The sequence below is a fragment of the Paraburkholderia sp. genome, from assembly GCF_028283785.1.
GTDB lineage: Bacteria > Pseudomonadota > Gammaproteobacteria > Burkholderiales > Burkholderiaceae > Paraburkholderia.
Map to the genome: position 1 here is coordinate 53,444 of NZ_JAPWKB010000013.1, position 20,686 is coordinate 74,129.

At 61.5% G+C, this 20,686-nt stretch carries 14 protein-coding genes and 1 riboswitch; of the genes, 8 read left to right on the plus strand and 6 right to left on the minus strand.

The features are described 5' to 3' along the window. The first annotated feature begins 208 nt into the window (after nt 1-208). Nucleotides 209-2,485 carry an amylo-alpha-1,6-glucosidase gene (locus tag PW947_RS14325; RefSeq protein WP_299632997.1) on the plus strand — a complete coding sequence of 759 codons (2,277 nt, stop codon included), beginning with the start codon at nt 209-211 and terminating at the stop codon, nt 2,483-2,485. A 122-nt stretch (nt 2,486-2,607) separates the two neighbouring features. Here the strand turns inward: PW947_RS14325 and PW947_RS14330 are convergent, their stop codons facing one another. After that, nucleotides 2,608-2,994, minus strand: a complete 387-nt coding sequence (locus PW947_RS14330; RefSeq protein ID WP_299632998.1) for a response regulator — start codon at nt 2,992-2,994, stop codon at nt 2,608-2,610. 109 nt (nt 2,995-3,103) lie between these two features. Next, nucleotides 3,104-4,642 (minus strand): permease, encoded by a 1,539-nt coding sequence (locus tag PW947_RS14335; RefSeq protein ID WP_299632999.1) that lies wholly within the window; start codon nt 4,640-4,642, stop codon nt 3,104-3,106. Between PW947_RS14335 and PW947_RS14340 the strand changes: the two genes are divergently transcribed. The 5 genes from PW947_RS14340 to PW947_RS14360 all read left to right on the plus strand — a co-directional run bounded on the left by PW947_RS14340 (nt 4,544) and on the right by PW947_RS14360 (nt 9,222). Next, nucleotides 4,544-5,404: a MurR/RpiR family transcriptional regulator gene (locus tag PW947_RS14340; RefSeq protein ID WP_299633000.1), complete on the plus strand. Its 861-nt coding sequence runs from the start codon at nt 4,544-4,546 to the stop codon at nt 5,402-5,404. The genes PW947_RS14335 and PW947_RS14340 overlap by 99 nt on opposite strands. Before the next feature lie 263 nt (nt 5,405-5,667). Beyond that, a complete protein-coding gene (locus tag PW947_RS14345; RefSeq protein WP_299633001.1) occupies nt 5,668-7,011 on the plus strand; it encodes an aspartate aminotransferase family protein in 1,344 nt (447 codons plus the stop codon). A gap of 79 nt (nt 7,012-7,090) precedes the next feature. Then, on the plus strand, nt 7,091-7,663 hold the full coding sequence (locus PW947_RS14350) for a carboxymuconolactone decarboxylase family protein (protein ID WP_299633002.1): 573 nt from the start codon (nt 7,091-7,093) through the stop codon (nt 7,661-7,663). Between the two features lie 242 nt (nt 7,664-7,905). Continuing rightward, a complete protein-coding gene (locus tag PW947_RS14355; RefSeq protein ID WP_299633003.1) occupies nt 7,906-8,331 on the plus strand; it encodes an OsmC family protein in 426 nt (141 codons plus the stop codon). 609 nt (nt 8,332-8,940) lie between these two features. Then, entirely contained in the window at nt 8,941-9,222 is a 282-nt protein-coding gene (locus PW947_RS14360; RefSeq protein WP_299633310.1) for a YodC family protein, read from the plus strand. A 117-nt stretch (nt 9,223-9,339) separates the two neighbouring features. On the opposite strand, the gene PW947_RS14365 is transcribed toward PW947_RS14360, so the two are convergent. Continuing rightward, the gene (locus tag PW947_RS14365) at nt 9,340-9,972 is read right to left on the minus strand and encodes a LysE family translocator (protein ID WP_299633004.1); all 633 of its coding nucleotides are present in this window, start codon (nt 9,970-9,972) and stop codon (nt 9,340-9,342) included. Between the two features lie 33 nt (nt 9,973-10,005). Beyond that, nucleotides 10,006-10,103: riboswitch (ZMP/ZTP riboswitch) on the minus strand. A 64-nt stretch (nt 10,104-10,167) separates the two neighbouring features. Then, entirely contained in the window at nt 10,168-10,476 is a 309-nt protein-coding gene (locus tag PW947_RS14370) for a superinfection immunity protein (RefSeq protein ID WP_299633005.1), read from the minus strand. Between the two features lie 232 nt (nt 10,477-10,708). On the opposite strand from PW947_RS14370, the gene PW947_RS14375 reads away from it, so the two are divergent. Further along, nucleotides 10,709-12,172 (plus strand): M20 family metallopeptidase, encoded by a 1,464-nt coding sequence (locus PW947_RS14375; protein ID WP_299633006.1) that lies wholly within the window; start codon nt 10,709-10,711, stop codon nt 12,170-12,172. Nucleotides 12,173-12,737: 565 nt separating this feature from the next. Beyond that, entirely contained in the window at nt 12,738-13,616 is an 879-nt protein-coding gene (locus PW947_RS14380) for a crotonase/enoyl-CoA hydratase family protein (protein ID WP_299633007.1), read from the plus strand. Nucleotides 13,617-13,812: 196 nt separating this feature from the next. Here PW947_RS14380 and pdeR read toward each other — a convergent pair whose 3' ends face one another. Continuing rightward, nucleotides 13,813-15,816 carry a cyclic di-GMP phosphodiesterase gene (pdeR, locus tag PW947_RS14385; RefSeq protein ID WP_299633008.1) on the minus strand — a complete coding sequence of 668 codons (2,004 nt, stop codon included), beginning with the start codon at nt 15,814-15,816 and terminating at the stop codon, nt 13,813-13,815. 438 nt (nt 15,817-16,254) lie between these two features. After that, entirely contained in the window at nt 16,255-20,682 is a 4,428-nt protein-coding gene (locus PW947_RS14390; protein WP_299633009.1) for a DEAD/DEAH box helicase, read from the minus strand. Nucleotides 20,683-20,686 lie beyond the last annotated feature (4 nt).

The following is a 20,686-nucleotide window of genomic DNA, read 5'->3' on the forward strand; positions in this document are numbered from 1 at the left end:
TTTCATTTACCCCGCAGTCCGTGGGCGCTTCGTTCGCACCTTTAGCTTGCCTTTCCATAAAAACCGCAGGACGCGTGCCACTTTCGTTTAGTCCATGACATTCCGTCGCCGATAGGAAATCTCTCTGTGCTTCCGTCGATTAAGCGCGTCGGCGGTTCGTCAGAGCCTCTACAATCGGAACGAGGCCAACAGGAAAGGAGAGCAGCTGATGCAGGATCCAGAAGCACTTGGCGGATTGTCGAGCGGTGTCGATCATATCGAGCAGGAAGCGGACGGCGCATTCATTCCCCCTGAAAAGCAGAGCGTCGCAAGCGCGAACCAGTATGTGCTGAAGTCGGGCGATACCTTTATCGTCAACGACCCGTTGGGCGACATCACCGGTATCGACGACGGCCTGTTCGTCAACGACACGCGCGTGCTGTCGCAATTGCGACTGACCTTCGGCGGCCGCGCGCCTTCGCTGCTGTCGGGCAGTGTCAGCAGCGACAACACCGCTTTCACCGCGCATCTGACGAACCGGCCGTTGCCGCCGCTCGGCGGCGATCACACACCGGAAGGCGTGATTCACGTCGAGCGTGTGCGCGTGCTGTCCGGTACTACGCTGAACGAAGCGATCGAACTTACCAATTACGGCACGACCGACGCGGTCGTGCCGCTGTCCATTTCGTTTGGAAGCGACTTCCGGGACATGTTCGAAGTGCGCGGACTGAAGCGCGAGGTGCGCGGTCATGTCGAGCCGCCGCGTGTCGAGCATGGCGAAGTGCTGCTCGGTTACGTGGGTCTCGACGAAGTGGTGCGGCGCGTGCAGATTGCGTTTTCGCCGGAGCCGAGCAAGCTGTTCGCCGACCGCGCCGATTACTCCGTCAAGCTGCCGGCGCAAGCGTGCGTGTCGATCTATCTGTCGGTGGATGTGAAGGTCGACGCGCCCGGCGACGTCCCGAGCGGCGATATCAGCCGGCCTTCGCCGGGCATCAACGAAGCGCATCTGTCGCAGATCGCAGCCGCGCGCCCGCGCGTCGGCCGTGCCGCCGTGCGTGCCGCGCTGGTCGATGCGCATCTGGTGATGCGCGAGCGGCGGCGTGCCACCGCGCGCGTGCGCTCCAGCAATCCGCTGTTCAACGCGTGGATCGACCGCTCGCTTGCCGATCTCGGGCTGTTGACGACAGACCTGCCCAGCGGTCCGTATCCGTATGCGGGTATTCCGTGGTTTTCGACACCGTTCGGTCGCGACGCGGTAATCACGTCGCTGCAGACGTTGTGGCTGCAACCTTCTCTCGCCGCCGGCGTGTTGCGTTTTCAGGCGCAGCATCAGGCACGCGAAGACTCGGCGTTTCGTGATGCGGCGGTCGGCAAGATCATGCACGAGATGCGTAAGAGCGAGATGGCCGCGACCGGCGAAGTGCCGTTTGCGCTGTATTACGGCGGCGTGGACACGACGCCGCTCTTTATCGTGCTCGCAGGTGCCTATGCCGCCCGAACCGGCGACATGGCGCTGATCGACGAACTGTGGCCCGCGTTGCAACGCGCCGCGCAATGGGTTGCGCGGGTCTGCGACAAGAACCGGTTCGGCCTGCTCGATTATCAACGCGCGTCCGACGGCGGACTCGCGAATCAAGGCTGGAAAGACAGCCATGATTCCGTGTTTCATGCGGACGGCCGCTTCCCCGATGGTCCGATTGCATTGGTCGAAGTGCAGGCGTATGCAAGCGCCGCATTCGACACGATGGCGCACTTCGCGACCTTGCGCGGCCTCACCGGCGACGCCGCCCAGTACACCGATCGCGCGCGCAGAATCCGCGCATGCGTCGAGGAAAAGTACTGGATGGACGATATGGGCTTCTACGGTATCGCGCTCGACGGGCACGGCGAATTGTGTCGTGTGATGGCGTCGAACGCGGGGCATCTGCTGGCGTTCGGACTGGCATCGCGCGAACGCGGCGAGGCGGTCGCACGCGGACTCGAATCGGCGTTGTTTCATACCGGCTGGGGCGTGCGAACGCTGGCCGCCAGTCAGGCTCGTTTCAATCCGATGGCCTATCACAACGGTTCCGTCTGGCCGCACGACAACGCGATCTGCGCGCGCGGCGTCGCGCGCTACGGGTCGAAGGCGTCGGCGGTGCGGCTGTTGCAGGCGTTGTTCCAGGCGGCCGTGAACTTCGATATGCGCTTGCCGGAACTGTTCTGCGGCTTTCCGCGCCGACGGGGCGAACCGCCTACCGCCTATCCGGTTGCGTGTCTGCCGCAAGCGTGGGCGGCGGGTTCGCCGTTCATGATGCTGGAGGCATGCCTCGGCATGACCATCGACGCGCACAAGCGGGAAGTAGTGATCGAGCAACCGATGTTGCCCGACGGTATCGACTGGATCGAAATCGGCGATCTGCGCGTCGGCGATTCGTCGGTTACGGTGACGTTCCGGCGCGTTGCCGGCAAGGTGGTCGCATCGGCTGCGGAGCAGGGCGATGTGCGGGTGATCGCGCTGCTTTGAGTCGGCACGGTACATACGCATGCATGCATGACGTCCGCGCATGCGTGCATGCGTGTGGCTCCGGCGTGTGCCGGATGTCGTGCCGGAAGCGGGGCCGTCGCGCGATGCGCGGCTCCGTTACGTCAATGCGCCCAAAACTGCTGGATGAGTCCGAGCACGCTCGACGGCGCATTTCCCTTTCTGCAGTAGCCATCGAAATCGTCGAGTTTCCGCCCGTTCTGGGAAAGATAACTCTCGTCGAAAGAGGTGTACGCGAGGATCGCGAGGCTTTCGGTTGGAAGATATTGCCGGATCAGTTTTGCGGTTTCAAAGCCGTCACGTCCCGGCATCATGATATCCAGCACGACCACGTCGGGCACCCAGTCACGAACGCATTGAAGCGCCTCGCCGCATCCGGTCGCCGTGCGGGTTTCTATGCCGTCGCAATTCAGAAACGCCGCGAGCGCGTCTGCAATGTCGGGATGATCGTCGACGACGAGCACTCGCGGGGCCTTGTTCAGCAAGCGCACGCTGCGCGTGCTCCATCTGCGGCAAGTGGACGTTTTTTCATTCATTTTCGATTGACGAAGTTGTAGGGTTGCAAGCTCCGCGCAACCTTCATACCACGGCTGGACGGCGTCATCCCCTTGCATTCCCAACCGGGCGGTCTGTCCGGTGGCCGTTCATCATTCGCATCATCGCCGGACCGCCGGTCCTGAAGAAAACAGTCGCGAGCACGACGAAAACACCGCCGAACACGAAGTCCAGAACGGTGGTGTAGTTGAGCGTGATAGTCGCATCGGCAATGACGGTGTGGCGGGCATGCGGAATCCACCCGAAAGCATGGAACAGCATTTCGACTAACAACGCGGCGGTGACCATCGACAGATAGAAAATCGCTGCGAGCATCGCAGTCATCCTGCCGCCGTAATATTTGCGGTAGATGAGCAGAATCGGCACGATGATGAGATCGCCAAAAATAAATGCGGCGACGCCACCAAAACTGATACCGCCGTTCCAGAGCACCGCCGCAAGCGGCACGTTGCCGACCGAACAGGTGAACGATGCGACCGCGATCAACGGCCCCACGAACGCGCCCCAGATCATCGCGGCAGTGGGATGACCCTCGAGAAAAAACAGCTTCCAGAAGCTGTCCGGCACCCAGGCGCCGAGCGCGCCTGCGACCAGCAAACCCGCGCCGATATCCCGCCAGAGCATCGACCAGGTCATCACGTACGAATGGCTGATTGCGACCCATCCTGCCTTCGATGAAAGCCGCTGACGCCACGTTCCTTCCTGTTTGTTCATCGACATTTTCGCATGGCCTTCCATGCTTCCCGCCACGCCTTTTTCCGCCTGGTCGATAGCCTGCTTCTTCGCCGGGCCGCTGACGAACAGACGGAATAGCAGCACCATGATGACGATCATGATGGGACCGCCGATGAACTCGGCAGCCGCAAACTGCCACGATATGAGCACCCACATCAGCACGCCGAGTTCGAGTACGAGATTCGTGGCGGCAAACTGGAACGCCATCGCGGCCGTGAAATCGCCACCCTTGCGAACAATCGAGCGCGCCATCGCGACAGCCGCGTAAGAGCACGACGAAGACGCGGCGCCGAGCAGGCTTGCGACCGTCAGCGAACGGGGAGACGCATCCGGCAGCAGTCTGGACATTTCGGACTTCGAGACCCCGACCTCGATCACGGCCGAGAACAGGAAGCCCAGACTCAGCCCCCAGAAGATCTGCCACAACATCGTGAATGCCATCCATAACGCGTGACCGGTTGCGGTGACTATCGCCATCGTTACTCCGCTGAGATTTCGGTTGGATGGAAACCGGTGATCGCTGGTATTGCGTCGATGCGTCAGCAATATGTGCGCCATATGCGCCGTGTGCGCCGATGTGACGGGCCGAAGGTCGGGTTTCCGCGCACGCGATGGCAAGCGCGCGTGAGGTCGCCGTAACCGGCGTCCGGCAATGCGACTCGATTTCGTGTTCATGGCTCGCGCAAGACGGGTGGTAACATTTGTTGTCAACCGGCTTTCCGTTACAACTTGCTCACACCGAACCTTCGCATGCCCGACAGTTTCGACCAGCTTGCCGCGCTGATCCGAGCGCGCTTCTCCGAACTCAGCCCGCAGTTTCAGATGGGCGCTGGTTTTCTGCTCGACCATCCCGACGAAGTCGCGGTGTCGTCGATGCGCAAGGTGGCCGAGCGTGCGCAGGTGCAACCGGCGTCGCTGGTTCGTCTATCGCAACAACTCGGTTTTCCGGGCTGGAACGAGCTTCGCGATCTGTTCGTCGCCCGCGTGCGCACACGTCCCGAACCACTGACGAGTCGCGCGCGGTCGCTGGTCAAATCCAGCGCGAAAGATGCGCTTGCAACGGATCTGCTCGTCGCGCAACAACACAATCTGGCCGTGACGGCCGCACACAACACCCGCACGATGGTCGAAGCCGCGCGCCTGCTGCGTCGCGCGCCGCAGGTTCATGTCGCGGGTTTTCGCTCCTGTTATGCGATTGCCTTCGGGTTTCTGTACGGCTATCGCCTGTTTCGCTCGTCGGTGTCGCTGCTCAACGGCGAGGCGGGCACGCTGGAGATGCAGTTGCGTACAGTCGAGCGTGACAGCGCCACCGTCGTGATCAGTTTCGCGCCGTATTCGGTCGAAGCCGCGCGTGTCGCGGAAGCGGTGCTGGAGCAGGGCGGCAAGCTGATCGCCATTACCGACAGCGCTGTGTCGCCGATCGCGCTGAACGCCGACAAGGTGCTGATCTTTTCGCACGACAGCCCGTCGTTTTTTCCGTCGCTGGTCGCTGCGACCGCGATAACCGAATCGCTGGTCGCGCATCTGCTGGCGCTGGAAGGCTCGGATGCGGTCGAGAAGCTCGGCGCGGTCGAGGCTTCGTTGCATTCCCGGGGCGCATACGTACCTTGATGCATGCGCTGCACGCATGCATGCCGCCGCAATCCGGCCGCGCATGCGTTTTTAGCGTCCTGTAGCGGCTTTCTTTCGTTTTGCCATCATTCGATACCTGACGCGTGACAACACGCGCGTTGTTTGTCCGCCCATATTGACAACATATGTTGTTGAGCGCTATAAATCGCATCATGTGTTGACGCGCCGCGCAGTGCCACGTGTTGCGTCCGGCCGCGATCGCCTGGTCCGGTCCACAGGTCCACTCCGTCCACAGGAAAACCATGTCCACCGTCTTTCACCGGATGCCGAAGCAGGCGCTGCCGGTCGCCGTCGCCGGTGACGGCATCGAGATCATCGATTCGACGGGCAAACGCTATATCGACGCGTCCGGTGGCGCGGCCGTGTCGTGCCTCGGTCACAGCAACCAGCGTGTGATCGATGCGATGCGCCGCCAGTCGCAACAGTTGCCGTACGCGCATACGTCGTTTTTCACCACACACGCGGCCGAGGAACTCGCGCAGCGGCTGGTCGATGGTGCGCCCGCCGGGCTTGGTCATGTGTATTTCGTGTCAGGCGGTTCGGAGGCCATCGAGGCCGCGCTGAAGCTCGCGCGGCAATACTTCGTGGAAACCGGTCAGCCGCAGCGCCGCCATTTCATCGCGCGTCGGCAGAGTTATCACGGCAATACGCTCGGCGCGCTTGCCATTGGCGGCAACGCGTGGCGTCGCGAGCCATTTTTGCCGATCCTGATCGAAGCGCATCACGTGAGCCCGTGCTACGCGTATCGCGAACAACGTGCAGATGAAACGGAAGAAGCCTTTGCACAGCGTCTTGCCGACGAACTCGAACAGAAGATTCTCGAACTCGGCGCGGAAACGGTCGCGGCCTTCGTCGCCGAAACGGTGGTCGGCGCGACGGCGGGCGCAGTGCCGCCCGTGCGCGACTATCTGCGCAAGATTCGCGCGGTGTGCAACCGCTACGGCGTGCTGCTGATCCTCGATGAAATCATGTGCGGAATGGGGCGCACCGGCCATCTGTACGCGTGCGACGAAGACGGCGTGACGCCCGACCTGCTGACCATCGCAAAGGGTCTCGGCGCAGGCTATCAACCGATCGGCGCCACCCTCGTGAGCGACCGTATTTACGATGCGATCGTCGGCGGATCGGGTTTTTTCCAGCATGGCCATACCTATCTCGCGCACGCGACGGCATGTGCGGCGGCGCTCGAAGTACAGCGCGTGATTGCCGAGGACAAGCTGCTCGACAACGTGCTGGCGCGCGGCGAACAGTTGCGCACGCAACTGCGCGGGCACTACGCGCAGCATCCGCACATCGGTGACGTGCGCGGGCGTGGATTGTTCGTCGGTGTCGAACTGGTTCGGGATCGCGAAACGAAAACACCGTTCGATCCGTCGCTGAAACTGCATGGCGCGATCCGGCGCGAGGCGTTCGCGCGTGGGCTGATGGTGTATCCGATGGGCGGCACGGTCGATGGCCGGATCGGCGATCATGTGTTGCTCGCACCGCCGTTTATCTGCACCGCGCAGAACATCGACGCAATTGTCGATCGCCTTGCCGATTCGATCGAGGCCGCGCTGGTTTCGAGCGGCGCACGCGTAGCGTGATCCTTCTATGCATGCGTCATGTATCGATGCATGACGCATGCATCGCACCATTCCTAAAACGCATGCATGGAGATTTCCCATGACGAACCGTTCGAATTCGCCTGCCCGTTTGCCGGCTTTCGACGCAGCGCAGGCCACGACCGAACAGAAAGCCGTCCTCGATGAAATCCTGTCAGGGCCGCGCGGCAATCTGAATGGGCCATTCCTTGGCTGGATTCACAGTCCCGAACTCGCGCAGCATGCGCAGCGCCTCGGCGCGTTTTGCCGTTACAAAACCGGCTTGCCGCTACGGTTGTCGGAACTGGCGATTCTGGTCACGGCGGCGCGTTGGCAGGCTCAGGCGGAGTGGTATATCCACTATCCGATCGCGCTCGAAGCAGGCGTGCCGGTCGAAGTGGCCGAGGCGATCCGGATCGGCGGCAGCCCGTCTTTCGACAATGACGACGATGCGCTGATCTATGCGTTCGCGTCGGCGTTATACGACGCGAAGCGGGTGCCGGATGAGATCTATGCGAAGGCCGTCGCACGCTTCGGTCACGCGGTCACGATCAATCTGGTGGGCCTGCTCGGCTATTACGCGCTGGTCGCCATGACGCTGAATGTGTTCGACATGCGCGCTCAAGGACAGGCAACGTTACCGTTCTCCGAATGACCATGCGCGTCGCTACGGTATCAATGACCGTATCGATGCCGTGACGTGTGACCTTGGCGCCGTGAACGCAGCGGTTGCGGGAAGCGCCTATGATGAAGGCCGGTTCACGCCCGCAGGATTACGCGGCGCGGCATTCGCGATTCGACGTCGTCACCGCAAACCCCTGGGCGGGACCATTGCGGCGGGGTGTTTCCCGGACGGACGATCGCACGGCGGCGCACGAGACACCCAAGGAGAGAGCGATGAAGCGCAAGGCATCCGCAGTCTGGGCAGGTGGTCTTCAAGATGGCAAGGGTTCGATTTCGACTGAAAGCGGCACCCTCAAGGAAACGCAGTATTCGTTCTCGACGCGCTTCGAAAACGGCGTCGGCACCAATCCGGAAGAGCTGATCGCAGCGGCGCATGCGGGATGCTTTTCGATGGCGTTGTCGGCGGAATTCGGCAAGGCCAACATCAAGCCGGAAAGAATCGCGACCACGGCGACCGTCACGCTCGACAAGGCCGACGGCGGCTTTGCGATCACCGCCGTGCATCTCGACGTCGCGGTGAAAATTCCGGGCGGCGACAAGGCCGCATTCGACACCGCCACGGCCGCCGCGAAGGCGGGTTGCCCGGTTTCGAAAGTCCTGAACGCCACCATCACGATGGACGCGAAGCTCGAAGCCTGAGTCGGCACGCGCGAACGTGACCCGGATGTGGCGCGTTCACGCTGAACGCGTGAGGCACCCGTAACGGCCATTTCGTCACAGCATGTTGACGGCCCGCGCCCGGTTTACCGACCGGTCGCGGGCCGTTTTCCGTTTACATTCCGCCGACACGTCAGCCTTGCCTGTTACCGGTGAAAACGTTTCCACTTACCGGTTATTTTCCGGTAACCAGATCGACCAAATGAATCTGGAAACCTTATATTCAACGGAGATTAACCAGTCAGGTAATACCGTCTGAAATTTCCGGGTTTTCTCTAAAAAGTAAGACAATTATTCCGATCGTATTTTTTACTTTCCCGCATTTTCGAAACCGCGAAATTTCTTCCTGTCAGAAAAATGTGAATAATCCCGTAAGCCAGGCGGGTAGGGCTTTCGCCCGATGATGGATTTAAAAATCGCACGACCGGACACAAACCGCGATTCTGGTTTTATCGGTAACGTTATCTCTAGAAAGCGCTTGCGATTTTAAAAATGAATTGTTAATCTCGCCCAACATTAAAACCAGCCGTGTTCACCGTTTCGTGTAGTGAATATTTAATATTGGCGCAACATTCTCGTGCCGGGGGTTATATGCTGATCGCAACCATCGACGCATTCGATACACAAGAAAACGCATCTTTCCGCATTGGTGATGTGGTGACGCTCAAGACGGGCGGCGCGCGCATGACCGTGACTTATGCCGGGCCGGTTGCGTTGGCTGACGGCGACTGGCTGGTATGCCAGTGGTTCGACGAAACGGGCGAGTTTCGCCAGGAAATGTTCGAACAGCACCGCGTTCGCGCCGAACCGCGTTCGATCCCGCCGGGCTCGGTGCGTCTGCGCTCGCTGACGCGCGCCGTGCATCCGGAATAAATCAGGTTTTTGACACGACGCGACCGCGTCCGGACAAACAGCAACGAACGCGAGCGGAGCGATCCGCTCGCGTTTTCATTTGTGCCGTCTACTCATCGTAGATGACGCTCCCAGCGCCTAGCGACGTGCGGCTGTCGCCATCCGCACCGCGAGTCCGGCAAGCACCGCGCCCATGATCCAGCGTTGCACGACGAGCCAGCTTGGGCGACGCGCGAGGAACAACGCGATCGATCCCGCCGTGAAGGCCGCCAGCGAATTGACGCTGATGCTCAGCACGATCTGTACGAAACCCAGCGCGAGCGACTGCGCGAACACACTGCCGTGTTGCGGATCGATGAATTGCGGAAGCAAGGACAGATACAGCACGGCGATTTTCGGATTCAGCAGACTCGTGACGAAGCCCATCGTAAACAGCTTGCGCGGGCTGTCTGGCGTGAGTTCCCGAACCTGAAACGGCGAGCGTCCGCCGGGTTTGACCGCTTGCCACGCGAGCCACAACAGATAGAGTCCGCCGCCGAAGCGCAGCGCGTCATAGGCGAACGGCACGGCCAGCAGCAACGCAGTGATGCCGAGCGCCGCGCACAGCAGATAGACGACGAAACCGAGCGCGACGCCGCCTAGCGAAATCATGCCGGCGGTGCGTCCCTGGCAGATCGAGCGGGACACGAGGTAGATCATGTTCGGCCCGGGCGTCAGCGCCATCCCGAGCGCGATGAAACCGAAAGTGAGAAGTTTGGCGAGTTCAGGCATTGCGCGGCTCCATAGCGGTGATTGGGGTCGATCAGGCAATGCCCAGGCGCGCGGCGATCTCGAGCGCGATGCTCGTGGTCCGCGTTCCCCGATGGTGTTCCATCTTGTTTGCGCCAGTCGCGCGGACCGTCTGATTATTTCATGGCGCGCGCCGGTAGTGTTCGGCCATCGCAACGTCGAGGGCCGGGCGGCGCGCTATTTTCCGCTGCGCTGACGGGCGGCGCGGTTTTGAACCCGCTGCAGCAGTTGCGACGAGAACCCGCGCATCGTGATCAGTCGTCGCGACTGGGCGATATCGCCGGCGAGTTTGGCGGGTGGGTTCGGCTGCAACGACCAGTACAGCGCGAGCGCCCAGCCGAGTCCGGTCCATCCGAGGCACGCATTGAACAGCGCAAGCGTCAGCACATCGTGACGTTTGCGGCGGTCGGCGAGAATCGACGGCAGGAAATACACCGCAAGCGCGATGAACGCACCCACTGCCTGAAAGAAAATCGAGCGATCCATGTGTGCTCCATGACGTCGTGTCGTGGTGTCGTGGTGTCGTGCGTCATTGTCGCGCGATTGAAAGGCGAACGCATGCACGATGAGAGCTTGCAACGCCGGACGGCCGACTCGCATGCGTACAGCGCATGCGTGGATCGATCCATGCGCTGCGCGCATGCGAAGCTTTGTGGCGCTTCAATCCTCTGCCCATTCGGGACTATGATGAGCGTTTCGACCGCAGCGGACAGCCACCATGATCTCCGACGACACGACCCAGGACACCCGACAAGTCAACCACGACGCGCTACGCGAGTTCGTCGATCGCAAGTGGAACGACGAGATCGTGCCCGCGCTGACCGACTATATTGCCGTCCCCGCCAAGAGCCCGGCCTTCGACGCGAACTGGGAACGCAACGGCTATATCGAGCGCGTGGTGACGGACGCCGCGCAATGGGCCGAACAGCAGAAAGTGCATGGCCTGAAGCTGGAAGTCGTGCGTTTGCCGGGCCGCACGCCGGTGATTTTCTTCGAGTCGCCGGCAACCCGTTCGGGTAGCGCCGAAACCATCGTGCTGTACGGCCACCTGGACAAACAGCCGGAGTTCGCGGGTTGGCGTAACGACCTCGGTCCGTGGACGCCGAAGTTCGAAGACGGCAAACTGTACGGCCGCGGCGGCGCCGACGACGGTTACGCGATCTATGCCAGCCTGACGGCGATCGCCGCACTGGACGCACAGGGCGTCGAACGGCCGCGTTGCGTCGGGCTGATCGAAACCTGCGAGGAATCGGGCAGCTACGATTTGCTGCCGTACGTCGACGTGCTGCGCGAGCGGCTCGGTAAAGTCGGTCTCGTGGTCTGTCTCGACTCCGGTGCCGGCAACTACGATCAGTTGTGGCTGACGACATCGCTGCGCGGTCTCGTGTCCGGCGATCTGGAAGTGCAGGTGCTCGACGAGGGCATCCATTCCGGCGCATACGGCGGCATCGTGCCGTCGAGCTTCCGCATCATGCGACAACTGTTCGACCGTCTCGAAGACTCCGCGAACGGCAACCTGCTGCCAAAGGGTTTTCATTGCGACGTGCCGCGCGCGCGTCTGCTCGAACTGGAAGCCACCGCGCGTATTCTTGGTGACGAAGTCTGGAAGACGTCGCCGTGGGCATGCGGCGCCGACGGCCGCCAGGTGCTGCCTACCACCACCAATCCTCAGGAAGCGTTGCTCAATTCGACGTGGCGGCCGTCGTTGTCGGTGACGGGGGCGTCGGGTCTGCCCGCTATCGCCGATGCGGGTAACGTGCTGCGTCCGCGTACTGCATTCAAGCTGTCGTTGCGCTTGCCGCCGCTCGTCGATGCGGCTGCCGCCGTCGCCGAATTGCAGTCGCTGCTCGAAGTCGATCCGCCTTACAACGCGAAGGTTACGTTCAAGCCGGAAACGGGTTCTGCAACCGGCTGGAGTGCGCCGGATCTCGCGCCCTGGCTTGCCACGGCACTGAACGACGCATCGCGCCAGCACTACGGCGCCGATGTCGCATACATCGGGCAAGGCGGCACGATTCCGTTGATGAATGTGTTGAAGGCCGGTTTCCCCGACTCGCAGTTCATGGTGTGCGGCGTGCTCGGACCGAAGTCGAATGCGCACGGACCGAATGAATTCCTGCACGTGCCGTACGGCAAGAAATTGACGGCGGCGGTTGCCGAGGTAATCGCTGCAGCGCCGTAATTCCGATCCGGTAGTGTCGGGTCGTACTAGATAGTGGGAAAAATGGCCGGATTTGCGCAATGCAAATCCGGCCATTTTTTTCACGTATGCGATACGTCGCTTTGCGTCGATCCGTCGAATTTCGTTCGCATACGCACTTGCGTCTGCAAGCGCCGGATATAAGCGAGTCTTCGTGCATTTTCGACCGCACGCGATCGGTGCGCCTTTCGATCTCGCAAGGGCATTTCCTGATGCCGCGTGCATCTACTTTATGCAGTGTCAATCGGTAAAAGCTGGATAAGGGCATGCAGTCGTTATTGCAACGGCAATGTTGCAAAAGCACGTGTTCGGCTATGCCGAATCGGTCTACCTCGTGCAAACGTCATCATTTAGTGCCTAAAAACAGGCGATTTTCGTGAAACGGGCAGCCGGGCCGCTGCGGTTCGATGTCCCGCACAGGATCACGTCATGCATATATTCCAGGAGACTTTGCATTCTTTTGTTGGTTATACCGCGCCCGCGGCATTCAGGTCTGCTTTAGGCTCACATTGCATTGCCAGTGTTTAACCTCAAAGGACCGTTAGAAATGAACCTTCATAACCACAAAGCATGCCGCCCGTTCCTCGAAGCCGGCAATTTAACGCAGATTTCCGCCTACTACGAAGAGGGACGCAACATCATGTGGATGATGTTGCGCGCACAACCACGTCCCTGTTTCAATCTCGATCTGGTGCACGACATTCTCGAACTCGCGCAAGCCGCCCGGGCGTCCGGCTTGCCGATCGACTTCTGGGTCACGGGCTCGCTGATTCCGACCATGTTCAATGTCGGCGGCGATCTGGACTTTTTTGCCGATGCGATCCGCGGTGGCAAGCGTCAGGCGCTGGTGTCGTATGCGCGTGCGTGCGTCGATTGCGTGCATGCGGCGGCGCGGGGTTTCGACACGGGCGCGGTGTCGATCGCAATGGTGGAAGGCACTGCGCTTGGCGGCGGTTTCGAGGCCGCACTCGCGCATCACTTCGTGCTTGCGCAAACCGACGCGCGTATGGGTTTTCCCGAAATCGCGTTCAACCTGTTTCCGGGGATGGGCGGCTATTCGCTGGTCGCGCGCAAGGCGACGATGCGTCTGGCGGAAGAACTGATCGGAGAAGGGGAGTCGCACACGGCGGAGTGGCATGCACAGCGCGGGCTGGTCGATCACCTGTTCGAGCCGGGTGATGCGTATGTCGCGACGCGTACTTTCATCGATACGCTGCGCCCGAAATTGAACGGTATCCGGGCGATGCTGCGGGCACGTCAGCGCGTGCTGCAATTATCGCGGGCGGAACTGATGGAAATTACCGAAGACTGGGTGGATGCCGCGTTCACGATCGAGGAGAAAGATCTCGCGTTCATGGAGCGTCTGGTGATGCTGCAAAACCGCCGGACGTCCAATTTGCGTCAGGCTACCGCAAACGTTGCCTAAGAGAAGACTGTATCAATTGCAGTGCTGTTTTGATGTCATGCCGGCGTACGTGTTTCGCCTGAAAAAGCGCCGCGTCTGACCGTTTTATGCGCTTTACGCTTTGAGTCCTTTGAACTGCATCGCCTGCTTTAAACGCTTTAGCCGCTTTAGCGTTCTACCGCCGTATCTGATCACACGCCATCAGTCAGTCGGAAGCTCAGGCGATCAACCTGAGCTTCTGACGCTCGTTTAGCCACTGCTCGAATTGAGCGGCGGGCATCGGATGCGCGTACAGGTAGCCCTGCACGTAATCCACAGCCAGTCCTTTCATAAACAGTTCTTCCGCTTCGGTCTCGATGCCTTCCGCGACCACCTGGAAATCCAGTTCCTGCGCGACCACGACCATTGCCCGCACGAGTGCCTGGGCCTTGGTGTCGGCATGGATGGACCGCACGAAACTGCGATCGAGCTTGATCACGTCGAGCGGAATACGACCGAGTTGCGACAGCGACGAATAGCCCGTGCCGAAGTCGTCCAGATGCACCTGTGCACCGATTTCGCGGAACTGTTTGATCAGGTCGATGGCCGCGGCTTCGTCTTCGATCAGGCAACTTTCGGTGAGTTCGAGATCGACCAGACAGGGTTCGAGTTGCGCGCGTTGCAGCGCCTCGCTGAAGTGGCGCACCACGGCGGTGTCGACCAGCTGACGCGCCGATACATTGATGGCGATACGCAGGTTCAAGCCACGGCTTTTCCATTGCGCGGCCTGCATGGCGGCGGTCTGCATGACCCAGCGGCCGAGCGGTCCGATCAAACCCGATTCTTCAGCATACCGGATGAATGCGTTCGGCATGATCTGGCCGCGTTCCGGCGAATTCCAGCGCACCAGCGCTTCGACGCCATGCACCGCGCCGGTCGCGAGCGACAGCTTCGGTTGATAGAACAGCGTCAGTTGGCCTTCTTCGAGACCGCGTCGCAAGTTGGTGTCGAGCCACATGTATTCCGCGACCCGGCGATTCATTTCCGGCGAGAACACGCGATACGTGCGTTTGCCCTCGTCTTTAGCGACGTACATGGCCGTGTCGGCGGCGCGAATCAGCGATTCGAGGCTGTCGCCATGCTGCGGACACAACGCGATGCCCATCGAACAGCCGGTATAGACCTCGACGAGTCCGAGACTGAACGGCACACGCAGGCGTTCGAGGATGCGTTGTCCGGTGGCTTCAAGCGCTTCGGCGGTGGTGGCGGGTGACAGCACGATGAATTCGTCGCCGCCGAGTCGCGCGAGCGTCTGGCCGTCTTCGAGGCAGGTGGCGATCGCCGCGGACACGTCCTGTATCAGACGGTCGCCGAATACGTGTCCGTAGTGATCGTTGACCTTCTTGAAGTTGTCGAGATCGAGGAACAGCACGCCGACCGATTCGTCGGCGGCGGACGCCGCGATCGCGTCGCGAATGCAGTCCTGAATCGCATTGCGATTCGGCAGGCCGGTCAGGGAATCCGTATTGGCGAGTTCGCGCAAGCGTGATTGCGCGCGGCGTTCTTCGGTGATGTCGGTGCCGGAGCAGATCAGGAACTGCTCGTCGGCGCCGCTGCCGCTCTGGACGAACTTGTTGCGAAACAGGAAGAGGCGTTCGCCGTGAACGGTTTTGACTTTGCGTTCGACTTCGTGCGATACGCCATGCGTGAAAAAGCCCGAAATGTTCTGGCTGGACGCGGCGCCTGCTTCCGACGTCATGAAGAGCGCCCAGACATTGCGTCCGATCACGTCTTCCTCTTTCATGCCGGTGAGTTCTTCGGCGAGCCGGTTGAAGCGTTGTATCCGACCCTGCCGATCGACGATGACGACGACCGAGTTGACTTCCGACACGACCTGTTCGGCGAACGACAGACCGTGAACCAGATCGCGCGCGACGGCTTCCGTGTCGCTGTACTCGGAGACCGTACCGGCCCACGCCACGCTATTGAGCTTTTTACCGACCAGATGAAGGCGCATGGGTTCGCCGGCGAGGCGAACGTCGAGAAGCAGGTGAGACGTGATGCCGGTGAGGCGACGGATCTGTGCGGCCTGTTGCGGCGTGAGGGGAACGGCGGTGCTGGCGGGGAGGTCGCCCGTGACCGGTGTCAACTCGAGCGCGTTGCTGTCACTCGACAGGCGCCAGCAAGGACTGCTCGTGCCGAACTGCGCATAGAGCGCCTGTTCGCGTTGGTCGTCGTTCATGAGTCTCCCCGGGCAAAGTGAGCCTTCAGGCCAGCGGCTATGAGTGCGGCCGGCGCTTGGGCTAACAGTCTTCGTCAGACGTAAGACTGACCCCATTGTATCGAAGCGAATGAACCGTAGCGCATAAAGATTGATATCGGCAAGCGGCCGTAGGGCTTTATGCCAATCGCGATGTTTTTTTGTGTTTTTGTTTTTGTTTTTTCGGCTGCATGTTTTAGGGCTTCGATGCGTTAGGGTTTTTCTGGAGTCTGGCGCGGCCGCTTGAGCGACGCTTCATTGTTTTTGAACGGGTGTGCTTTTTATAGTGCCTTTTCAAACGCGTTTTCAGTAAATTGTTCCGGGCTCAAGCGTCTGCTCATAGCAAGCCGCAAGCGACGATCTTAGGGTTTAACTCCTACGGTAGTGAATAAACTGATTCCATGAATCGACATGGACAAATCAGTGCTTCCCGACGATCTGCCGCCTCAACAATTCCCTGTCCGCCTGGTCATCGAAAAACTGGAACTCGCCGCTCACCAGGGCGGCCACTGCGATTCCATCGCGGTACAACACCCGGTTTCCGGCGACGGCAGCGATCTTGTCGCCGGGCAACAAGGTGCCCACGAGATTCAACGGATCGGTCGCCGCGACGCACACGAACGACCCGTCGTTCGGATTCCGACGGACCTGGCGCAACATCGGCACCGCTTCCGGCAAAGCAAACTGCTCACCGGACAAGCCGGTCACGAACCGTCCGCCACGCACGAGCCCACGCGCCTCCAGTCGCTGATACACGCGCAACAGGTCGCGCCACGGCGGCAGCCACTCTGCCTCGCGCTCCAGCAGTCGCCAGAACACCACGCCGTATCGGCGTAACAGGCTCATCGCGAGATGCTCGATCACGTCGGGTTCCAGGCTACCAGGCGGCCCAGGCCGTGTCAGGTGACTCGTCGCGCTATCCGGTGTGGGCTCGTCGGTGCTGGCCGGGACGGGGCGCCGGATCAACGCCCAGCGCCCGGCATCGTCCATTCCGCCGATCAGTGCGCCCATCCCGCGACGCCGTCCGCCTCGTGCGCCACCGTAGCCGTTGCGCTTCGCGACCGGCTTCAACAGCGCGCGCAAACCCGCAAAGCTATCCGAGTTGACGAGTCCGGCCGCGACCAGCTCGCCTAACGCCTGCTCCATTTCCATCGGCAACATCCGCACGTCGGCGAGCAGTTCGTCGAAGAACATTGCGCCATGACGCTGCAATGTGTCGTGAACATCCTGCGCGCGCGGCGACAACGGTTGCTCCGTCGTATTGATCAACGCATTCCAGACGCGCAGATTGCGCCGTGGCAACAGCACGATCGGTGTGCTGCGCACCGGAGCGCTCGCAGCACGCGAGCGCTCCCGCGCGCGTGCGATCAGCCGCGTCCACACGACCTTGCCCGCGCGCGTCAATTCGTCGAGCGCGTTGATCGAATAGTCCTTTAAACGCGCGGGCAAAATATCGTCTTCCCATGCGGCGGCGGCGGCCTCGAAGCCTTCAAGTTGTTCGAGCACGGCAGCGAGTGCATCGCGTCCTTCGCCTCGCGTGGCTGTGCTCAGATGTTGCCAGTCGAACAGGAATCGCATGAAGTCGTGGCGTTCGACGGGTTCGATCTCTCTTCGCAAACGCCGCACGGTGTAGCGATGAATGCGCGCGAGCAGATGTCGTTCGCACCATTCCTCGTCGGACGTGCCGGGCGTAAACCGGCCGCGCATCACATAACCTTCGGTTTCGAGTCGAGTCAACGCGTGCGCGATGCGGCTCTCCGCAATCGCAAGCGAATCGCCGATCGACACCGCTGTTTCAGGCCCAAAACCCGTCAGGCGCGCGCGGACGATATCGACGAGCGCGTCATCCGCCAGCCATGATGCCGTGTACCCTTTTGGTGCACGCAACGGCGGTTCGAATGGTATGTCCGGATACAGCGCCTGCATGCTGGTCACGCGCTCGACCGGCGCCCACAACACGTGGTTGTCCGCCACCTGGATACGCATGGCGCGGCCGCTCGATGCGAGTGCCGACAACAACGCGGGCCATGCCTGATCGCGTTGCGCTTCGGCGTCGGTGATGCAGGCGAGGCCGGTCAGTGCCTCGTGCATTTCGTCCGCATTGCGGACCTCGGGCCATGCTTCTTCCCGAACGGCGCCGATCGCGTCGGCGTCGAGCGCGCCGAGATCGTCGGCGGATTGCGGATCGGTCCAGCGCCGGTTCAACACGGCTTGCGTGCGGCGTTCCTCGATCGGTGCGTCGTCGAGATACGCGTACGGTTTGGCGGTCAGGATTTCAGCCGCCAGCGGCGACGGTGCAGGGAGATCGCGCGCGACCAGCGTAATTTCGCCACGCTCGATACGCCTCAAGACATCGAGCCATGCATCCGTGTCCATGGCCTCATGAAGACAGTCGTCGATCGTCTGATCGACCAGTGGATGCGATGGCAATTCGCGCTCGCCGACGATGTTTTCCAGGCATGCCGCCTGGTCGGGGAACACCGATGCAAGCAGATCGTCGCTGCGCATGCGCTGCAATTGCGGCGCGGTTTTGTGGCCGCCGGTATAGCGCGGCAAACCGAGCGCGGTGGTCGCGTTCCAGCGCCAGCGCACGCCGAATAGCGGCGCGTCGAGAAGTGCCTGAATCAGCAGATGTTCGGCTGTATTCGAATGCAGATAGCGCCACACTTCGTCGAGTGCGAAGCTGTGACTGCCGGTCAGCGACAGCACGATGGCGTCTTCGGTGGCCGCGGCCTGCAATTCGAAATTGAACGTGCGGCAAAAACGTTTGCGCAACGCAAGTCCCCACGCGCGGTTCACCCGACTGCCGAACGGCGCGTGAATCACCAGTTGCGTGCCGCCCGATTCATCGAAGAAACGCTCCATCACCAGCGCATCTTGCGTCGGCAACACGCTCAACGCAGCGCGGGCACGTGCGAGATATTCGACGATCTGACGTGCAGCCGGCTCGCTCAGTGCGAGTTCGTCCGTCAGCCATCCGATCGCACGTTCGATGCTTGCAACGGGGTCGGCAACGCTCGACAGCAGACGGTCGATATCGGCGCGTAAACGCGCGACACCCGCCGACAGTTCATCGCTGCGCCCCGGCGCTTCGCCGAGCCAGAATGGAATATTCGGCGGTTGTCCGTGCGCATCCTCGACACGTACCCGACCGCTTTCGATCCGCAAAATTCGGTATGACGCATTGCCGAGTTGAAAGACATCGCCAGCCAGACTTTCCACAGCGAAGTCTTCGTTGACGGTGCCAATATTCACCGCTTGCGGCTCGAGCACGACGCTGTAATCGGCGTTCTCCGGGATCGTGCCGCCCGAGGTGACCGCGACCAGTTTTCCGCCTCGTCGTCCGCGTAACGTGCCGCTGACGACGTCGCGGTGCACGTATGCCGCGCGAGGCCCGTGGCGGGTCGTATATCCGTCCGCCAGCATCCGCAACACCGCGTCGAACTGGTCGCGCGCCAGGTCCGCAAAAGGCGCCGCGCGTCGCACCAGATCGAACAGCGCATCCTCGCTCCATTGCGCATTCGACACCTCGGCGACGATCTGCTGGGCGAGCACGTCGAGCGGCGCGCGCGGAATGTGCAATGCGTCGAGTTCGCCGCGTCGCACGCAATCGAGTAACGCGGCGCATTCGATCAGATCGTCGCGTGAGGTCGGAAACAGCCGCCCTTTCGGCATGCCGCCGACATGATGTCCGGAGCGTCCGACGCGCTGCAAAAACGGCGCGATTGCACGCGGCGATCCCATCTGGCAGACCAGATCGACGTCGCCGATATCGATGCCGAGTTCCAGTGACGCCGTTGCAATCAACACGCGCAATTCGCCGCGTTTGAGCCGTTGTTCGGCATCGAACCGATACTCTTTCGCGAGGCTGCCGTGATGCGCTGCGACGGCTTCCTTGCCGAGCCGTTCGGTCAGATGACGCGCCGCACGTTCGGCCATTCGCCGCGTGTTGACGAAGATCAGCGTGGTCCGGTGCATCGCGATCAGTTCGGCGAGGCGATCGTAGACGCGCTCCCACACGTCGTTCGGCATGACGGCTTCGAGCGGCACCGGCGGCAACTCCAGCGCGAGGTCGCGGGCACGAACGTGGCCGGTGTCGATCACGGCGCAATCGGTGGGAAGTGGACTGTCGATGCTTGCGCCGCCCACCAGAAAACGCGCGACTGCGCTGATCGGTTTTTGCGTCGCGGACAAGCCGATTCGCAGCAAACGACGCCCGCACAGCGCGTCGAGCCGTTCGAGGCTCAACGCGAGATGGCTGCCGCGTTTGCTGCCTGCCAGCGCATGAATTTCATCGACGATCACCGTGCGTGTGGTCGCCAGCATCTTGCGCCCGGAGTCGGAGCCGAGCAGCACGTAGAGCGATTCGGGCGTCGTAACGAGAATGTGCGGCGGACGCTTTTTGAGCGCGTTGCGTTCCTGCTGCGTCGTATCGCCGGTGCGCACCGCAGTTCGAATGTCCAGCGGCGGCTGGCCGAGCCGCGTGAGTTCTTCCGCGATGCCCTGCAACGGTACCTGCAGGTTCAGCCGAATATCGTTCGACAAAGCCTTTAATGGCGACACGTAGACCACCAGCGTTTCGTCGGGCAGTGTGCCTCCGTTCGCGACACCCCGTTCGACCAGATCGTCGAGCGCCGACAGAAACGCAGTGAGTGTTTTCCCCGATCCCGTGGGAGCCGCCACCAGCGTTGAACGGCCGCTGCGGATTGCCGGCCACGCGGCAATCTGGGCGTCGGTCGGGGCAGGGAACGTGCGAGAAAACCAGGCGGTAACGGCGGGATGAAAGCTGTCCAGCACGCTCGCGACGGGCGCGGTGGAGATCGGAGCGGTGGCATGCGCGGAAGTCATGCGG